The organism is Yersinia bercovieri ATCC 43970 (assembly GCF_013282745.1).
Lineage (GTDB): Bacteria > Pseudomonadota > Gammaproteobacteria > Enterobacterales > Enterobacteriaceae > Yersinia > Yersinia bercovieri.
Genome location: NZ_CP054044.1, coordinates 328,291 through 345,606, shown reverse-complemented (window position 1 = coordinate 345,606; position 17,316 = coordinate 328,291). Strand labels below are relative to the sequence as shown.

Sequence of the window (17,316 nt, the reverse complement as noted above, 5' to 3'; positions counted from 1 at the left end):
GAATTAAGCCAGTGGAGTCGGGCAGCGCTGGATCTCAATGCTGCCCGGTGATTGTGCCTCTCTTTTAGCTACAGATTTCGTAGCACGGCGTATAATCACTGCCCGGCAATTTCATTCGTTGTTGAGCGATAAAGCCTTGCAATAGGCTATCCATTTGCTTCATCAATTGCGGGTCACCGTGTAATTTGAATGGCCCATTAGCTTCAATCGCCTGAATTCCCACCTCTTTCACATTGCCCGCCACAATTCCAGAGAAGGCACGGCGTAGCGCTGCGGCCAGTTTCTCAGGGGGCTGATTATGGGACAAGTTCAGATCCGCCATGTTTTCATGGGTTGGTTCAAATGGATGCTGCAGATCAGGCTCGATGCGGATTGACCAGTTAAAGCTATAAGCATCACCAGTATTGCGGCGATTCTCTTTCACTAATGGCATCGCTTTTTTCATCTGGCGAGCCACTTCATCCGGATCACCAATAATAATTTGGTAGTACTTACGCGCTTCATCACCCAGGGTATTCATGATGAACTCATCCACAACGCGGAAGTAGTCGGCACTCTCTTTCGGTCCGGTCAAAATCAGTGGCAATACCTGCTCACTGTTCTCTGGATTCATCAGAATACCTAACAGATAGAGTAGCTCTTCGGCGGTCCCTACACCGCCTGGGAAAATAATTATCCCGTGTGCGATGCGGACGAAGGCTTCGAGCCGTTTTTCAATGTCTGGCATGATAACCAGTTCATTGACCAGCGGGTTTGGCGGCTCCGCTGCAATGATTGAAGGCTCGGTCATACCGATAAAACGACTATTTCTGTAGCGCTGTTGGGCATGACCGACAGCTGCGCCTTTCATGGGGGCTTCCATAGCACCCGGCCCACAGCCAGTACAGATGTTCAACTCACGTAAACCGAGTTGGCTACCGACTTTGCGCGCGTATAAATACTCGTTTTCATTGATCGAATGGCCCCCCCAACAAACAACCATATTCGGCTCTTCATCAATATGCAGGGCGCGGGCATTACGTAAAATAGAGAAAACCAAGTTGGTCAAATGGCTGGAGCTTCCCATATTCAAATGCTGGTCATGTTCCGCACTAACAATTTGGCCATTCACAAATAAGATGTCGCGCAGTACGGCAAAGAGGTTCGCCTGCAAAGAACGGATGATTTTACCATCCACAAAGGCATGCTCTGGCGGATTCACCAGTTCGAGCTTCACACCACGCTCGCGGCGCAGTACGTTGATATCAAAGGTTTCATAGCGCGATAAAAGCTCTTTGCTGTTATCAGTCAGGCTACCTGAGTTGAGAACGGCCAATGAGCAGTTGCGGAACAAACGGTACAGATCACTGCTAGCTGTTCGCTTGAGCATATCCACTTCTAGCTGTGATAACAGATCCATTGAGCCGAGTGGGCTGATATGTGTAATCAAAGTTGCTCCTTTACACCCTTGAGGGTGGTAGTGCCCGTGTATCAGAATGCTACTTTCTATTTTGCTTAGGAATATCAGAGAGATCTTTCAGTATTCAGTTTGTGTTTTTTTGCTGAAAATAGCCGGAAGATACTGTAATTAACCTTAACGTTGTCCCCCGCATTTTGCCAACATTAACGTGCACTGGGCTAAAATGTTGCGCACATGCGCGCATTTATTGCCGTGCCAGACGACCTACTGACGGTACAAAATGGGTGTTGGAGCGCCAGGGATTGATATCCAATCCTCCACGACGGGTATAGCGGGCATAGACGGACAAGGTTTCCGGCTGACAAAAACGCATGATGTCATTGAAGATGCGCTCCACACACTGCTCGTGAAATTCATTGTGATGGCGGAAAGAGACCAGATAGCGCAGCAGTGCTTCGCGGTTAATTTGCCGACCACTGTAGCTGATTTGCACTGATCCCCAATCGGGTTGGTGGGTGATCAGGCAGTTGGATTTGAGCAGGTGGCTGACGAGGCTCTCTGCTACGTGATTCGCCCCAGCCGCGCCTTGCAGATAATCTGCACTGAATTCATAGCTATCAATGCGAATATCCTGCTGATCCAGACACTCTCCCGCAAAATTGGCAATCGGCTGATCCGTTATTTCATCGAGCCGGTACAGCGTGACGCTGACATCGCCCACAGCACAGGCGGCCAAATCACGTTGCAAAGTCGCCTGCACACTCTCCCAATTAGTAAAAACAGTTTGGTTAAAACTATTGAGGTAAAGTTTGAAGCTCTTTGATTCAATCAGATTGACGCTATTCGCATTGAGGCTTATTTCGCCTACCGCGACCTGTGGTAGCCCGTTGCTGTTTAGCCAGGATAGCTCATAAAGCGTCCAGATATCAGCGCCATGGAAGGGCAGGTTATCTGGATACAAGCCGAGAGGCTCGCGATTCATGCTACGTGGTACGGCTTGTAGTAAGGTCACGTCATAGTGATCGCGATAGGCGGTTGGTTTGCCCAGCGTCAGTTCCGCCAGCGCCTTGTGGTCTTGATATTCAGACATGCTGTTTCCATGATGAGAGTTCGGTACAATGGTTCTAGTTTATCAATTTATGCCGCGTTTAACTGCATTTCTAAGCGGGTGCGATACCCACCATGTTGCAGTGCACGCTGCCAGGATACTGAGAATTAAGAATGGACCAGAACGTTTCAACGGCACTGAACAGTTTTACTCAACGCTATATCGATTTATGGCAGCAGCAAACCGGGCACCCTCCCGCCAGTGAAGAACTCTATGGCGTACCCTCACCCTGCATCCTAGAAACGCAGGATAATCAGGTGATTTGGCTACCTCAGCCCTGTGTTGCTGATGCCAATCTGAGCAATATTGAGCGGGCACTGGAGATTCAGCTTCATCCAGATATTCATGAGTTTTACACTTACCAATATGCGGGTGACATGGTGGCTGATCTTGGTGATCACCGTTTCAGCTTGCTGCAAGTGTGGAGCGAAGATGATTTTATCCGCTTACAGGAGAATCTGATTGGTCACCTGGTAACACAAAAAAGACTGAAACTCTCTCCAACGCTATTTTTGGCAACCACTGAGTCAGAAATGACCATGGCCTCACTGTGCAATGTCAGTGGCAATGTGGTGTTAGAGCAATTTGGCAGCGGTAAACGTACGCTATTGGCTTCGACGCTTATACATTTCCTGGATGCATTACGCCCCTTATTGCCTGAATAAATAAGTGGTTATCCTGTATTCAGAGGCCCGTGCGTGTGAGAGATCTCGCACATGGGCTGTGAGACATCACTTCTATTGCTCATATGTAAAATTCTTGTGCCAGATTTATCTTCAATAAAATCATTTTGTTATAAACGTTCATTTTTTTATATGAAAAAGTGTCAGCATCAATACCCTTACAGTACCTTGTCACCCTTTGTCGTTTAAGCGATCCTTCTACTCGCTGGATAGGATCTGGCGGAGAAGGAAGGTAGCGGATGCTACCACTTCAGGATGAAGAACACAGGGACTGCTTAGGACGAGTGAAGGGACGTTTCAGGATGAAACATAGGACACCTCCAGGATGGAGATTGAGAGCCGGTTCAGGATGGATGGTGGGTTAGGATAACTTCAGGATTAGCACCGGGATGGTGTAGGACAACGCTACGGATTGCTGGTTAGGATAACCGAACGGAAAAGTTTTCAAGGATTGAGCAGGGAGCATCACTTTTAGCTGGATAGCTATAAAACGAATCGAGGGGTACTGGTAAAACAGTACCCCTTTTTTTATCCGCATTTTGCTTAGGTTATATCTGTTGCCTATGGTGTGAGTTTGGGCATAGCCTGCTTCAGTGGTATGCTTTGCCGCCGTTGAATCAGCCCGGTGAATGGCTGTTTTTGGTTGAGAGTAGAATCATGAATATAGAAAATAAAGTGCGCCAGAGCCTTCAGGATATTGAGCTAGCTATGCGGGCCATTGATCTCTGGCAAACAGTTCCGCCGCAAGCAGAAGCTTTCGAAAGCAATGAACCTTTCAGCATCGACACTATGGATGCTGAGCAGTGGTTGCAATGGGTGCTTATTCCCCGGATGTATGCATTGCTGGAATCAAACGGCCCACTTCCCACCCGTTTTGCTATCACGCCCTATTTTGAAGAGGCGCTGAGTGGTGATGACCGGCCCGATTGCACCACACTGCTGGTGCACTTACAGCGTCTCGATGACCTGCTAAATAAAGAAAGTGCCTAATGCTGGAAATAATCTATCAAGACGAACATATAGTTGCAGTGAATAAACCGGCTGGTTGGCTGGTTCATCGCAGCTGGCTGGACAGTAATGAAACCGTATTTGTGATGCAAACGGTACGCGACCAAATCGGTCAACATGTCTATACCGTGCACCGTCTGGATCGTCCGACATCAGGGGTATTGTTGATGGCGCTATCCAGCGATGTTGCTCGTGCGCTCTCTTTGCAGTTTGAGCAGCATCAAATTCAGAAAACATATCATGCGGTAGTCCGTGGATATGTGCTGGAGGGGGGACGGTTGATTACGAAATGACCGAAGAGCTGGATAAGATTGCTGATAAATTTTCTCGCCCAGATAAAGCACCACAGCCTTCAGTCACTCATCATCAGCCGCTTGCACAAGTGGAAATGCCTGTGGCCATTGGCCGCTACGACACTGCGCGCTTTAGCTTAATGGAGCTGAAGCCGGAAACAGGACGTAAGCATCAGTTGCGGCGGCATATGGCGCATATCCGTCATCCAATCATCGGTGATAGCACTCACGGTGACTTACGACAGAATCGTGGCGTTGCACAACACTTTGATTGTTCAAGACTTATGCTACATGCGAGCCATTTAGAACTGAATCATCCGGTGACCGGTGAAGCTCTTTCGCTTACTGCGCGTTGGGATGAGTCCTGGCAAGGATTGATGTCACATTTTGGTTGGTCGGGCATTGCCCCTCATCTTGAAAGGGTTGAGTTTTCTGTAGCCGCCAGTCAGGATAGTGAATAATTTTTTCTAGCTAAAAAGGTATCTATTTTATGGCTCAGATCGGGATTTTTGTTGGCACAGTCTACGGTAACGCACTGTTAGTGGCAGAAGAGGCTGAGAATATACTGAAAGAGCAGGGCCACGACGTCAAAGTGTTCGACGAGGGTACCTTAGAGGCCTGGCAATACTATCGCCAACATTATGTTCTGGTGATCACCTCGACCACCGGGCAGGGCGACTTTCCCGATAGCATTGCTTCGCTCTTTGTGGCGGTTCGCGATCAGGTCGGATTCCAGCCTGAGCTGCGCTATGGTGTCATTGCTCTGGGTGACAGCAGTTATGATAATTTCTGCGGCGCTGGGCGTGCATTTGATGAGTTGCTACAAGAGCAGGGGGCAACTCGGATTGGTGAAAAATTAGAGATTGATGCTATTGAGCAGCCAGAGCCGGAAGCGGTTTCCGCGCCATGGGTCGAGCAATGGGGGCGATTAGTTCAGTAATAAGCAGTAGTTTGGCCTCAGGGTTAATAATTAATTTACATAATAAAACTGAGGCTACTCCTTTATAAACTTCAATATTTCTTCATTTCTCATAATTAACCCACACTTAAATGGTTCATCAATGGTCTCTGTGTAATGTTGCTGCGACTGCCAATGCAGTGACTTATTTACTTTTTTTAAGAGACGCAGCACTATGAATAGTACTTTTCTTTCTGTTACATCGGATCAATTGGGTTGTGGTAGCTTACCTTCAGGTTATGATGAAATCATATTTGAACTTTCAGAGGGTAAACCGGTTTACGATATTTTTTTACCTGACTATCCTGCCGATAATAGCAGAGTTGTTATTCGTTCTTCAGCAACCTGGGATGCAATGTTACATCTGCCTTTCACCTCAGTGAAAGTTAAGCCTGGCAGTGAATACTCTCTTGAATATCAATCAGATATTCAGCAATGGAGTATCAAAGGAACAGATATAAATTATCTGACGCCAAACAGTGATGGCAATATTACTCCTGATAATCCTAGCCATCTTACCTGCTATTCGATGGATGATAGTAATCACGCAGATGAAGTGACTCTGCCAACTAGAGCAGAAGATGGCGATATCATTGTTATTAGCTCAACAGCAGAATTTGATTCAAAAATTTCTGGTGTTAATAGATTAAGTAAAGAGGAAAAAACACTTAAGCGTGGCGATCACTATATTTTCAGATATCAGTCTAAATGTAATGGCACTGGCTGGGTGCTTGACTCTTTACCCATCCAACCACAGGAAGATATTAGTGATGAAAGCCCTGATTCAGAAGTTTTTATTAGCTATATAGATGATAGTGATGAGGTGGTTAAATTTACATATGATCTGTCAGATGATAATTGGACTGACGAGATTGTATTACCAACACAACCGACGGATAGATGCAAAGTTGAGATTAGTTCTTCAGCAGCTAAAAATTCAACACTAAATCTACCATTTGGCTCATTGAGTATTAAAAATGGTGATCAATATTTTCTCGAATATCACGCTGATACTCAGCAATGGAGTGTAAAAGGAACAGATATTGATTTTCTGACGCCAAACAGTGGTGGCCATACTCCTCCTGCCAAACAACAGACTAATATTAGTAATGAATCACTGGGTTCAACTCCAGATGTTACCGATGGCGTAGTGAGTGAAGAAGTCGATATAAATGTTAATAATGAAGAGAAGCAAAAGCGAAAAGCACGGCCGATAGCTAACCCCTTATCCACTACACCGAATAAATTAAATAGTGGCTTATTACCTTCAGGCCATAGTGAGGTGGAGTTCAAACTTTCAGATGGTAACTGGACTAAAGATATCTTTTTACCACTGCAACCTGAGCAGGGGGATCGCGTTGTTATTCAATCTTTTGCAGGATATAATGCATACCTGCATCTACCATTTACCACAATAAAAATTGAAACTGGCAGTAAATACTCTCTTGAATACCGTGAAGATATACAGCAATGGACTATCCAGGGGACAGATATTAACTTCCTGACGCCAGACAGTGTCGGTAATACTATTCCTGATAAGTTAAAAGGTATTACCTACTATATGATGGAGAGCTATAACTGGGTGCCTGAAATTAGGCTTCCAGCTGCCGCCGAGGATGGGGCGCTTATTATTATCCGCTCTGCCGCAACAAACAGTGAGGCAAAAATCGCTGCGGAGCATTTGCTATATAACAGCACCAGCACGATAAAAAGTGGTGATCAGTATGTTTTAAAATATCTGAAAAAATTCAATGGTTGGGTATTTGAATCTGCGCCAATAAGAAGAGCCGAGTTTGATAGCACTGATGGAGAGATACCATATCCAACAGGAAAAAACACGCTGGTCGATATTACTGATAGTCATTGGTTGGCCAAAATAAAACTGCCTGAGCAAGCTGGGGACCGTGATAAAATCACACTGAAGTCATCAACTGACAAGATAACGATAATTGATACTACCCATATTAATGATCCGGGGGTGATGAAGCTCCGTAATGGCGAACAGTATGATTTTTTCTATATTGCTGAAAATGGAAAGTGGCAATTAATCAGTTCGCCGGATACGGTTTATCAATCGCAAGATATTCTTAGTGGAGAAGTTCCTGAATTACGCACGCCACGAACGATCATTAATATATCTACCAATAATTATCAGCCAGAATTACGGTTACCGACAAACCCGTTATCAGGTAGTCGGGTTATCATTAATAGTGATGCTGAGTCAGATATTTCAGTTTCGGCGGGTAAAGAAAACTATAAAGTCTCTCAGGGTGAGACGGTGGCATTTAAAGTGGATGAGCAAGGGCTATGGTTCCGCGAAACAGTCACCATTGATATGTTATTGCTTTACAGCGATAAAGCCGCAGACAAGTTTGGTGAAGATGTCATCCGGGCTCAGTTGATAGAAGAACTTAATATAACCAATGAGGCTCTGGAAAATTCTGGGGCCAACTTTCGCTACCGTATGGTGGGTTTACGGCAGATAGAGGCGAAAGCGCACTGGAGCAAGTTAGGCCATCCTCTTCGGGATTTACGTGATGATACTCTTGTACAAGAGTGGCGGGATACGTTAAAAGCTGATGGTATTTATTATAAAGGTACTGAAGATGGTTGTGGGTTGTCATGGCTAGGCACCCACAATAATAGCAAGAATATGGTTGCCACAGGTTCAACAAATTGTGGAAAAGCCGTTATGCGCCATGAAATGGGCCATAATATGGGCCTGAAACATTATCATAGTGATGGCTCATATAATGCAGGTTACGGGCTTTTATCAACTATTATGGCTGACAATTCGATTCCCTATTATTCCACCCCAAATCGCTATACTGCAGATTACGGCATACCAATGGGAATTGTGGGTGCACATGATGCTGTGCGGGCAATGAATGAGCGCTCTGCGGCAGTCGCGGGCTACCGTTAAATGGCAGATCACGATTAATAGATTTGAGTTAGGGCTGAATTAAGCCCCTATTGTGGCGTGATGTTTACGCCACAATAGGTATCAGACTTAATATCTACCCTACGATTTAACTGCAACCGATTTAACGGCCACTGGTTAATTTTTCCAGGTCAGATTCAATCTCAGAAATTTTATTGGCGACCACACTCTCTAAATGACGCAGGTCATCCAGGATTTTACGTTTTAAATCAACTTCAATCTGATCGCGTTTGCACAATTGATCTAACTCATCAATGACATAACGTAGATTGGGGTTGATTTCATTGATCTCTTTGTAGCCATGGCCTGCATTATCCGCCACCACTGTTTTGCGTTGGCGCGGATATTTGAATTTCACACTTTTCGCGAAAAATTCGCCCTTATCTTTGCGGAAATAAATTTTCAGAATGTCGTTATTGGCCTCCTGACGCAGGCTATAGCGATCGACATCTTCTGGTTGTGTAATTCCTAAGCTTTTCAGATTGTCATACATAGCGCCACCTTTTTGGTCTTATATTCCACAGTTTTCTATTGTGACGGTAAATTCCGCCAAAATATGTGATTGCAGGCGATAACTGCTTTATCAGGCAAAAAAAAACGGGTGGTTAGCCCGCTTGTTTCAATATTAGTCGATAGTGCGTAATAACTCATTAATACCAACTTTTCCGCGTGTTTTGGCATCAACTTTTTTCACGATAACTGCACAGTATAGACTGTAGCTGCCGTCTTTTGATGGCAGGTTACCTGAAACGACAACCGAACCTGCTGGAACACGGCCATAGTGGATTTCACCGGTTTCACGATCATAAATACGGGTGCTTTGGCCGATAAATACCCCCATGGAGATAACGGAACCCTCTTCGACGATCACCCCTTCGACCACTTCTGAACGTGCGCCCACAAAGCAGTTGTCTTCGATAATGGTTGGGTTAGCTTGCAGTGGTTCCAGTACGCCGCCAATGCCAACACCGCCAGATAAGTGCACGTTCTTACCAATTTGCGCGCAAGAGCCGACAGTAGCCCATGTGTCGACCATGGTGCCTTCATCAACGAATGCGCCAATATTCACATAAGAGGGCATTAGCACGGTATTACGGGCAATAAAGGCCCCTTTACGCACTGTTGCCGGTGGCACCACACGGAAGCCTTCACGTTGGAAACGTGCTTCGTCATAACCCGCGAACTTCATCGGCACTTTATCGTAGTAGCGGGTCTCTGCGCCTTCCATAACCTGATTGTCATTAATGCGGAAAGAGAGCAGCACCGCTTTTTTCAGCCATTGGTGAGTGACCCACTGACCATCAATTTTTTCTGCAACACGCAGTGCGCCGGTATCGAGTAGATCGATCACGTGATTAATAGCTTCGCGCGTGATGGTGTCTACGTTCGCTGGCGTAATCTCTGCACGGCGCTCGAAGGCGGTTTCAATAACGTTTTGTAGTTGTTGCATTCTATTTCTCTTCCCTAACATTAAGAAGTTGTAAGTAAATTAATCGCTAAAAAGTTATTTGTATCACAGTTTATCGTTCGGATTGAGGGTATCTGTCAACCGTTGTGCTAATTCACGGCGCGTTTCTACACTCAATGCGCGGCGATCTTTATCGGCTAACACAAATAGATCCTCCACCCGTTCGCCGATCGTCGTGATACGTGCGCTATGTAGTGATAATCCTAAATCCGCAAAAATCTCGCCAACGCGCGCCAGTAGGCCCGGCTGATCCAGCGCAATTAGCTCAAGATAAGTTCGGCGCTCATTGTGAGTCGGCAAAAAGTTAGTTTCAGTCGGCACGCTGAAATGCCGCAGCTTGGGTGATAACCGCCTGACGCGCGGATGCTGATAGTTTGGTTGCGTCATAGCTTGCTCTAAAGCATGGCTGATGATGGGATGCCTATCTTGCGCCAGCGGGCTGCCATCTGGCTCCAGCACCACAAAGGTATCCATCGCCATCCCATCGCGGTTGGTGAAAATTTGTGCGTCATGGACACTCAGGTTGCGGCGATCCAACTCACCGACAACCGCGGCAAATAGTGATGGGCGATCAGGGCTCCAGATGAAGATTTCGGTGCCGCCACGGGTTGCCTGATGGCTAACCAGCACCAGCGGTTTGGTTGAGTCATGGGCCAGCAAATGGCGGGCATGCCAGGCCAATTGATTGGGTGAATGGCGCAGGAAGTAATCGGCCCGACAGCGGCTCCAGATACGATGTAGCGCTTCTTCATCAATATTATCCATCCGCAGCAGTGCCAAGGCCTGTAGCCGATGGTGGCGGACGCGATCACGTAAATCTGGGCTATTTTGCATACCACGGCGTAGCTGTTTCTCGGTCGCAAAATAGAGTTCGCGTAACAGGCTCTGTTTCCAGCTATTCCACAGGGTTTCATTGGTGGCGCAAATATCGGCTACGGTCAGACTGACTAAATAGCGCAAGCGGGTTTCGCTTTGTACCTCAGCGGAGAATTGCTGAATCACATCCGGATCTTGAATGTCCCGCCGCTGGGCGGTTACTGACATCAATAAATGGCAGCGGACTAACCAAGCGACCAACTGCGCCTCCCGTGAGTTAAGCCCATGCTGTTCAGCAAATTCCAGCACATCGTGAGCGCCGAGAATTGAATGGTCACCACCACGACCTTTGGCAATATCGTGGAATAGCGCGGCGAGCAGCAGTAATTCAGGCTGAGGCAGGCGTGGATAAAGCTCTACACACAAAGGGTGCTGTGGCCGTGTCTTTTCATCGGCGAAACTTTCGAGCTTAAGTAGCACCCGAATCGTGTGCTCATCAACGGTATAAGCATGAAACAGGTCAAACTGCATCTGGCCGACGATACTGCCCCATTGCGGCATATAGGCCCAGAGTACACTGTGGCGATGCATTGGCAGCAATGCGCGGGAGACCGCCCCTGGATGGCGCAAGATTGCCATAAACAGCTTACGGGCTTCAGGAATGTGACATAGCGGCTGCTTCAAATGCCGGCGGGCATGGCGTAAGCGGCGCATCGTAGTGGAGTAAATGCCTTTGATCTCCTGATTGCGAACCATCAGGTAAAACATGCGCATAATTGCTTCGGGCTGCTGTACAAAGAGATTCTCATCACGCAGATCAATGAGATCGCCACGTAACTGAAATTCATCATCCAGCGGGCGCGGCTTTTCATTGGTATCTAGCGCCAGTATGGCTTCGTCAAACAGCTGCAACAACATATTGTTCAGTTCGCTAACCCGGCGTGTCATACGATAAAAATCCTTCATCATATGCTCGACCGGTTCATTGCCTTCGCCCTGATATTGCAACAGCTGGGCAACACTGAGTTGGCGATCAAATAGCAGGCGGTTATCGTAACGGGTCAATACCAGATGCAGCGCAAAACGGATACGCCATAAAAAACTTTGGCTTTCAATCAGTTCGTTGCGCTCAGCTTTGGTCAGAAAACCGAAATCAACCATCTCACTTAATGAGGTAGCACCAAAATGACGACGCGCCACCCAGAGTAGGGTATGGATATCCCTTAATCCGCCAGGGCTGCTTTTGATATCTGGCTCGAGATTGTAGCTGGTGCCGTGGTAGCGCTTATGCCGCTCTTGCTGTTCGGCAACTTTAGCATGGAAAAATTGGGGTGAAGGCCAGAATCCATCGCTAAAAATGTGTTTTTGCATCTGTAAAAACAGGGCCACATCGCCACAAATTAAGCGAGATTCAATCATATTGGTGGCAACGGTGAGATCAGCTAGCCCTTCCAGCAAGCACTCCTCCAGCGTCCGCACACTATGGCCGACTTCTAACTTCAGATCCCATAGCAGCGTAATCAACTGACCGATTTTCTGAGCATGTTCATCATTTAGGCGCTGCTTACTTAGGACAAGCACATCAATGTCTGACAGGGGATGTAGTTCGCCCCGACCATAGCCACCGACGGCGACCAGCGCGGTTTCTGGCACCTCATCAAAGCCATAGAATGTCCATAGTCGCCGTAACAGACGATCAATGTAATCACTGCGCGCAGCAATGAGTATCTCGGCGCTTATTCCACCGTTGAATGCTTCAGTTAGCCAGAATTGAAACGTCTCAAGCCGTTGCTTGAGTATCTGGCAATTAAGCTCGCCATCAAGATAGGTGCTGGGTGATGGGGGCTGCTCAGGAATAGTCAGCGTGAGCGCGCGTGATTCAGAGTGCTCGGTATGATTTTCAGACATATGTTTACCCGATGAATATTTACCCGATGAATGTATATCGGATAAAAAACGCAGCCCATAAAAAAGCCGGCGGGTGCCGGCTTGTCGTTATTACTCGTGCGTTATGATGTTGGGGATGGTGTCATCCTTGCGCAACGTCATTATTTCGCAGCCGTTATCCGTTACCACAATAGTATGCTCATACTGTGCCGACAAGCTGCGATCTTTAGTTTTTACTGTCCAACCATCTTTCATGGTGCGAATGCGGTAATCCCCTGCATTGACCATGGGTTCAATGGTGAACGCCATACCTGGTTGCAAAATGACGCCGCCGTCATCGGCATCGTAGTGCAGCACTTGTGGCTCTTCATGGAAACCTTCGCCAATGCCGTGACCACAATATTCACGTACCACCGAGAAGTTTTCCGCTTCCACAAACTTCTGGATCTCTTTACCCAGCGTACGCAGACGAATACCCGGTTTGACCATGTTGATGGCCAGATACAGGCTCTCTTGTGTCACGCGGCACAACCGCTCACCCAAAATGGTCGGTTTGCCGACAATGAACATTTTTGAGGTATCGCCATGGAAGCCATCTTTAATCACGGTAACGTCGATATTCACGATATCGCCATCTTTCAGGACTTTTTCATCACTGGGGATACCGTGGCAAATGACCTCATTCACCGAGATACAGACAGATTTCGGAAAGCCGTGATAGCCCAAACATGCAGAAATAGCCTGCTGGTGGTTGGTGATATGGTCGTGACAAATGCGGTCGAGTTCACCGGTGGTTACCCCAGGTTTGACGTGAGGCTCAATGATCTCCAGCACTTCAGCAGCCAGGCGGCCAGCAACGCGCATTTTTTGAATATCTTCAGGTGTTTTGATTGAGATTGCCATGCAAAAGTGTCCGTAGGGGCTGTGAATATCAGCCGCCATTATTAATATGACCTTCGTACTTGAGGTGCAGGGGCGAACTTGCTACCGAGCTGCCACGCCAAATGTTCAGGGCATAGATGCAGAAAAAAACAGGTGTATGTCGATTAATAAAAAATCTGTCGCCAATGTTACCAGCCCTGCAATTTGCTGCCAAACTTTCGTTTGCAGTCGCGGCACAAGATGCAACAAAAGTTGGTGTGTTGTGGCTGTTTATGGTATAAAGCGCGCCGGCGAACCGTACTGTGTTCTTGGAGATATTCTGGTCACGAATACGTTGTTTAGCTGAGTAATACCAATCGCACTCATATGTGTAAATAACACACACGTGTCGACACATACGCCGGGGTGCCCTAAAGTTTTTGATTAATATCAATCGCTTATGGGGTCGGCGTTATGGGACACGTGGAGGCATAACCCCAACTGATACTATAGAGGTTTTAATCATGGCAACTGTTTCCATGCGCGACATGCTCCAGGCCGGTGTTCACTTCGGTCACCAGACCCGTTACTGGAACCCGAAAATGAAGCCTTTCATCTTCGGCGCACGTAACAAAGTTCACATCATCAACCTGGAAAAGACCGTACCACTGTTCAACGAAGCTCTGGCTGAATTGAAAAAGATCTCTTCCCGTAAAGGTAAGATCTTGTTCGTTGGTACTAAACGCGCAGCAAGCGAAGCGGTAAAAGAAGCTGCCAACAACTGCGACCAGTTCTTCGTGAACCATCGCTGGTTGGGCGGGATGCTGACTAACTGGAAAACAGTTCGTCAGTCCATCAAACGTTTGAAAGATTTGGAAATCCAGTCTCAAGACGGCACCTTTGACAAGCTGACCAAAAAAGAAGCGCTGATGCGTACTCGTGAGCTGAACAAGCTGGAAAACAGCCTGGGCGGTATCAAAGACATGGGCGGTTTACCAGACGCTCTGTTTGTTGTTGATGCTGATCACGAACACATCGCTATCAAAGAAGCTAACAACCTGGGTATCCCGGTATTCTCTATCGTTGATACTAACTCCGATCCAGATGGCGTTGACTTCATCATCCCAGGTAACGACGACGCAATCCGTGCAGTTAAGCTGTACCTGAGCGCGGTTGCTACTGCCGTCAATGAAGGTCGTTCTCAAGATCTGGCCGTTCAAGCGGAAGAAAGCTTCGTAGAAGCTGAATAATAAGTCAGGCTCGCAGGAGCCCTTATTAACCAGGTATTGAAATATGTTGGTTAGGGGGGCCTTTTATAGGCCCCCTTTGCGTATCTAATGTGAGATCTTCTCTTCACAAGAGAACCGAGGAAATTTAAATGGTTGCTATTACCGCTGCTTTGGTAAAAGAACTGCGTGAGCGTACTGCCGCAGGCATGATGGAATGTAAAAAGGCGTTGGTTGAAGCTAACGGCGACATCGAGCTTGCCATCGACAATATGCGTAAATCTGGTCAGGCTAAAGCTGCCAAGAAAGCAGGTCGTATCGCTGCTGAAGGCATCATCCTGGCTAAAGTTTCAGCCGACGGTAAATTCGGTGTGATTCTGGAACTGAACTGCGAAACTGACTTCGTTGCTAAAGATGCTGGCTTCAAAGCATTTGGTGAAGAAGTTATCAACGCAGCTCTGGCTGACAAAATCGCTGATATCGACGCTCTGAAAGCTAAGTTCGAAGAACAACGTGCAAACCTGGTGGCTAAAATCGGTGAGAATATCAATATTCGCCGTATTGCTGCGCTGGAAGGCGACGTTCTGGGGACTTATCTGCACGGCGCACGTATCGGCGTTATGGTTGCTGCAACTGGCGCTGATGAAGAGCTGGTTAAGCACATTGCTATGCACATTGCTGCAAGCAAACCTGAATATGTTAAGCCAGATGATGTTCCTGCTGAAGTTGTTGCTCGTGAGCACCAAATCCAGTTGGACATTGCTATCGAATCCGGCAAGCCACGTGAAATTGCTGAGAAGATGGTTGAAGGCCGCATGCGTAAGTTCACCGGCGAAGTTTCTCTGACTGGTCAGAACTTCGTTATGGACCCAAGCAAAACTGTTGGCGATTTGTTGAAAGAGAACAAAGCTGACGTTGTAAACTTCATCCGCTTCGAAGTGGGCGAAGGCATCGAGAAAGCTGAGACTGACTTTGCTGCTGAAGTTGCAGCAATGAGCAAACAGTCTTAATGCTAAAAATGGGCCGCCAATAGGCGGTTCCATTTTATTCACCCCCCAATATTTTTACTGCTGCTTAGGACAGAACACCATGGCAACCAATGCAAAACCCGTATATCAGCGTATCCTGCTTAAGCTTAGTGGCGAAGCCCTGCAAGGCGCAGAAGGTTTTGGTATCGACGCAAGCGTTTTGGATCGCATGGCTCAAGAAGTTAAAGAGCTGGTCGAATTGGGCATTCAGGTCGGTGTGGTCATTGGCGGTGGTAACTTATTCCGCGGTGCCGGTTTGGCACAGGCAGGAATGAACCGCGTCGTGGGCGACCACATGGGAATGCTGGCTACCGTAATGAACGGCCTGGCAATGCGAGATGCACTGCACCGTGCCTATGTGAACGCCCGCCTGATGTCAGCTATTCCATTGAATGGTGTGTGTGATAATTACAGCTGGGCTGAAGCTATCAGCTTGCTGCGCCACAACCGCGTGGTGATTTTTGCCGCCGGTACGGGTAACCCCTTCTTCACCACTGACTCTGCTGCGTGTCTGCGTGGTATTGAAATCGAAGCTGATGTTGTGTTGAAAGCCACCAAAGTCGATGGGGTTTACTCCGCAGATCCGGTGAAAAATCCTGACGCGACGCTATATGAACAGCTAACCTATCAGGACGTTTTAGAGCGTGAACTGAAAGTTATGGATCTGGCAGCCTTCACTCTGGCTCGTGACCATAACCTGCCAATTCGCGTCTTCAACATGAATAAGCCAGGCGCTCTGCGTCGTGTGGTGATGGGTGAGAATGAAGGGACGTTGATCACTAAAGAAGTGACCTCGATCGCGAAATAAGCGGCTACTCGTCCTGTCAGGGGGATCTCAATTGAAGATTTGCCCCTCTAGCCAGCAACTGTTGGTTTGTATATTCACTGGCTATACTGAAGTTATGGCCTGCCAAGTAACCAGTTTTCAAGGGTTGACAACGTGATTAACGAAATTAGAAAAGATACTGAAGTGCGCATGGAAAAATGCTTAGAAGCTTTCCAGAACCATATCAGTAAGATCCGTACCGGCCGTGCTTCTCCAAGTATTCTTGATGGCATTCAGGTTGAGTACTATGGTACTGCTACACCACTGCGCCAGTTGGCTAACATCGTTGTTGAAGACTCCCGTACTTTGGCGTTGACTGTTTTTGACCGCAGCCTGAGTGCAGCAGTTGAGAAAGCGATCATGACCTCTGATTTGGGCCTGAACCCCTCTTCTGCTGGCACCGTTATTCGTGTTCCACTGCCAGCATTGACTGAAGAGCGCCGTAAAGACCTGATCAAAGTTGTTCGCGCCGAAGCAGAGCAGGGCCGTGTTTCTATTCGTAACGTGCGCCGCGATGCTAACGAGAAAGTGAAAGCTTTGTTGAAAGATAAAGAGATCAGTGAAGACGAAGATCGTCGTTCTCAAGATGAAGTACAAAAGCTGACTGATGCCTTTATCAAGAAAGTTGATGCTGCATTGGCTGCGAAAGAAGCCGAGCTAATGGATTTCTAATCCTCATTCATAATTGCAAAGCGCTGCTTAGGTGGCGCTCTGCTTTCGGCCAATCTGTTATGAGCTCATAAAGCGCCATAAAATTGGGCACGAGGATATTAATAATACCGCCTGTCATACAGATGGTTAACGCCTCGCCTAT

At 47.2% G+C, this 17,316-nt stretch carries 15 protein-coding genes and 1 pseudogene; 10 read left to right on the top strand and 6 right to left on the bottom strand.

From position 1 onward, the window contains the following. Positions 1–64 precede the first annotated feature (64 nt). Together ppnN and queF are read right to left on the bottom strand one after the other, a co-directional pair. Positions 65–1,429: a nucleotide 5'-monophosphate nucleosidase PpnN gene (ppnN, locus tag HRK25_RS01700; protein WP_032898233.1), complete on the bottom strand. Its 1,365-nt coding sequence runs from the start codon at positions 1,427–1,429 to the stop codon at positions 65–67. 214 nt (positions 1,430–1,643) lie between these two features. Next, a complete protein-coding gene (queF, locus tag HRK25_RS01695; RefSeq protein WP_005276074.1) occupies positions 1,644–2,489 on the bottom strand; it encodes an NADPH-dependent 7-cyano-7-deazaguanine reductase QueF in 846 nt (281 codons plus the stop codon). 131 nt (positions 2,490–2,620) lie between these two features. Between queF and syd the strand changes: the two genes are divergently transcribed. From syd to HRK25_RS01670, 5 genes and pseudogenes are all read left to right on the top strand, one after another. Next, positions 2,621–3,172: a SecY-interacting protein gene (gene syd, locus HRK25_RS01690; protein ID WP_005276078.1), complete on the top strand. Its 552-nt coding sequence runs from the start codon at positions 2,621–2,623 to the stop codon at positions 3,170–3,172. 675 nt (positions 3,173–3,847) lie between these two features. After that, positions 3,848–4,180: a YqcC family protein gene (locus tag HRK25_RS01685; RefSeq protein WP_032898234.1), complete on the top strand. Its 333-nt coding sequence runs from the start codon at positions 3,848–3,850 to the stop codon at positions 4,178–4,180. Continuing rightward, a pseudogene (gene truC, locus HRK25_RS01680) lies at positions 4,180–4,952 on the top strand (tRNA pseudouridine(65) synthase TruC). The gene HRK25_RS01685 and the pseudogene truC overlap by 1 nt, the downstream one beginning before the upstream one ends. 29 nt (positions 4,953–4,981) lie before the next feature. Next, positions 4,982–5,431, top strand: coding sequence for a flavodoxin (locus HRK25_RS01675; RefSeq protein WP_005276081.1), 450 nt, complete (start codon positions 4,982–4,984; stop codon positions 5,429–5,431). A gap of 193 nt (positions 5,432–5,624) precedes the next feature. Continuing rightward, complete coding sequence (locus tag HRK25_RS01670) at positions 5,625–8,372, top strand: M12 family metallo-peptidase (protein ID WP_005276085.1); 2,748 nt, start codon at positions 5,625–5,627, stop codon at positions 8,370–8,372. Positions 8,373–8,493: 121 nt separating this feature from the next. Here HRK25_RS01670 and HRK25_RS01665 read toward each other — a convergent pair whose 3' ends face one another. The 4 genes from HRK25_RS01665 to map form a co-directional block, all read right to left on the bottom strand. After that, on the bottom strand, positions 8,494–8,883 hold the full coding sequence (locus HRK25_RS01665) for a DUF3461 family protein (protein ID WP_005276087.1): 390 nt from the start codon (positions 8,881–8,883) through the stop codon (positions 8,494–8,496). Positions 8,884–9,015: 132 nt separating this feature from the next. Beyond that, entirely contained in the window at positions 9,016–9,840 is an 825-nt protein-coding gene (gene dapD / locus HRK25_RS01660; RefSeq protein ID WP_032898236.1) for a 2,3,4,5-tetrahydropyridine-2,6-dicarboxylate N-succinyltransferase, read from the bottom strand. 63 nt (positions 9,841–9,903) lie between these two features. Then, positions 9,904–12,582 (bottom strand): bifunctional uridylyltransferase/uridylyl-removing protein GlnD, encoded by a 2,679-nt coding sequence (glnD, locus tag HRK25_RS01655; RefSeq protein ID WP_005276092.1) that lies wholly within the window; start codon positions 12,580–12,582, stop codon positions 9,904–9,906. A 90-nt stretch (positions 12,583–12,672) separates the two neighbouring features. Beyond that, positions 12,673–13,464 carry a type I methionyl aminopeptidase gene (gene map / locus HRK25_RS01650; RefSeq protein ID WP_032898237.1) on the bottom strand — a complete coding sequence of 264 codons (792 nt, stop codon included), beginning with the start codon at positions 13,462–13,464 and terminating at the stop codon, positions 12,673–12,675. Between the two features lie 116 nt (positions 13,465–13,580). Between map and HRK25_RS01645 the strand changes: the two genes are divergently transcribed. The 5 genes from HRK25_RS01645 (at position 13,581) to frr (ending at position 17,174) form a co-directional block, all read left to right on the top strand. Beyond that, positions 13,581–13,724, top strand: a complete 144-nt coding sequence (locus tag HRK25_RS01645) for a hypothetical protein (protein WP_005276097.1) — start codon at positions 13,581–13,583, stop codon at positions 13,722–13,724. 222 nt (positions 13,725–13,946) lie between these two features. Beyond that, entirely contained in the window at positions 13,947–14,672 is a 726-nt protein-coding gene (rpsB, locus tag HRK25_RS01640; RefSeq protein WP_004706703.1) for a 30S ribosomal protein S2, read from the top strand. A 128-nt stretch (positions 14,673–14,800) separates the two neighbouring features. Then, entirely contained in the window at positions 14,801–15,658 is an 858-nt protein-coding gene (gene tsf / locus HRK25_RS01635; RefSeq protein WP_005276101.1) for a translation elongation factor Ts, read from the top strand. A 79-nt stretch (positions 15,659–15,737) separates the two neighbouring features. Then, positions 15,738–16,484, top strand: a complete 747-nt coding sequence (gene pyrH / locus HRK25_RS01630) for a UMP kinase (protein WP_005185746.1) — start codon at positions 15,738–15,740, stop codon at positions 16,482–16,484. 132 nt (positions 16,485–16,616) lie between these two features. Further along, on the top strand, positions 16,617–17,174 hold the full coding sequence (gene frr, locus HRK25_RS01625; RefSeq protein ID WP_004874494.1) for a ribosome recycling factor: 558 nt from the start codon (positions 16,617–16,619) through the stop codon (positions 17,172–17,174). The last annotated feature ends 142 nt before the right edge of the window (positions 17,175–17,316 follow it).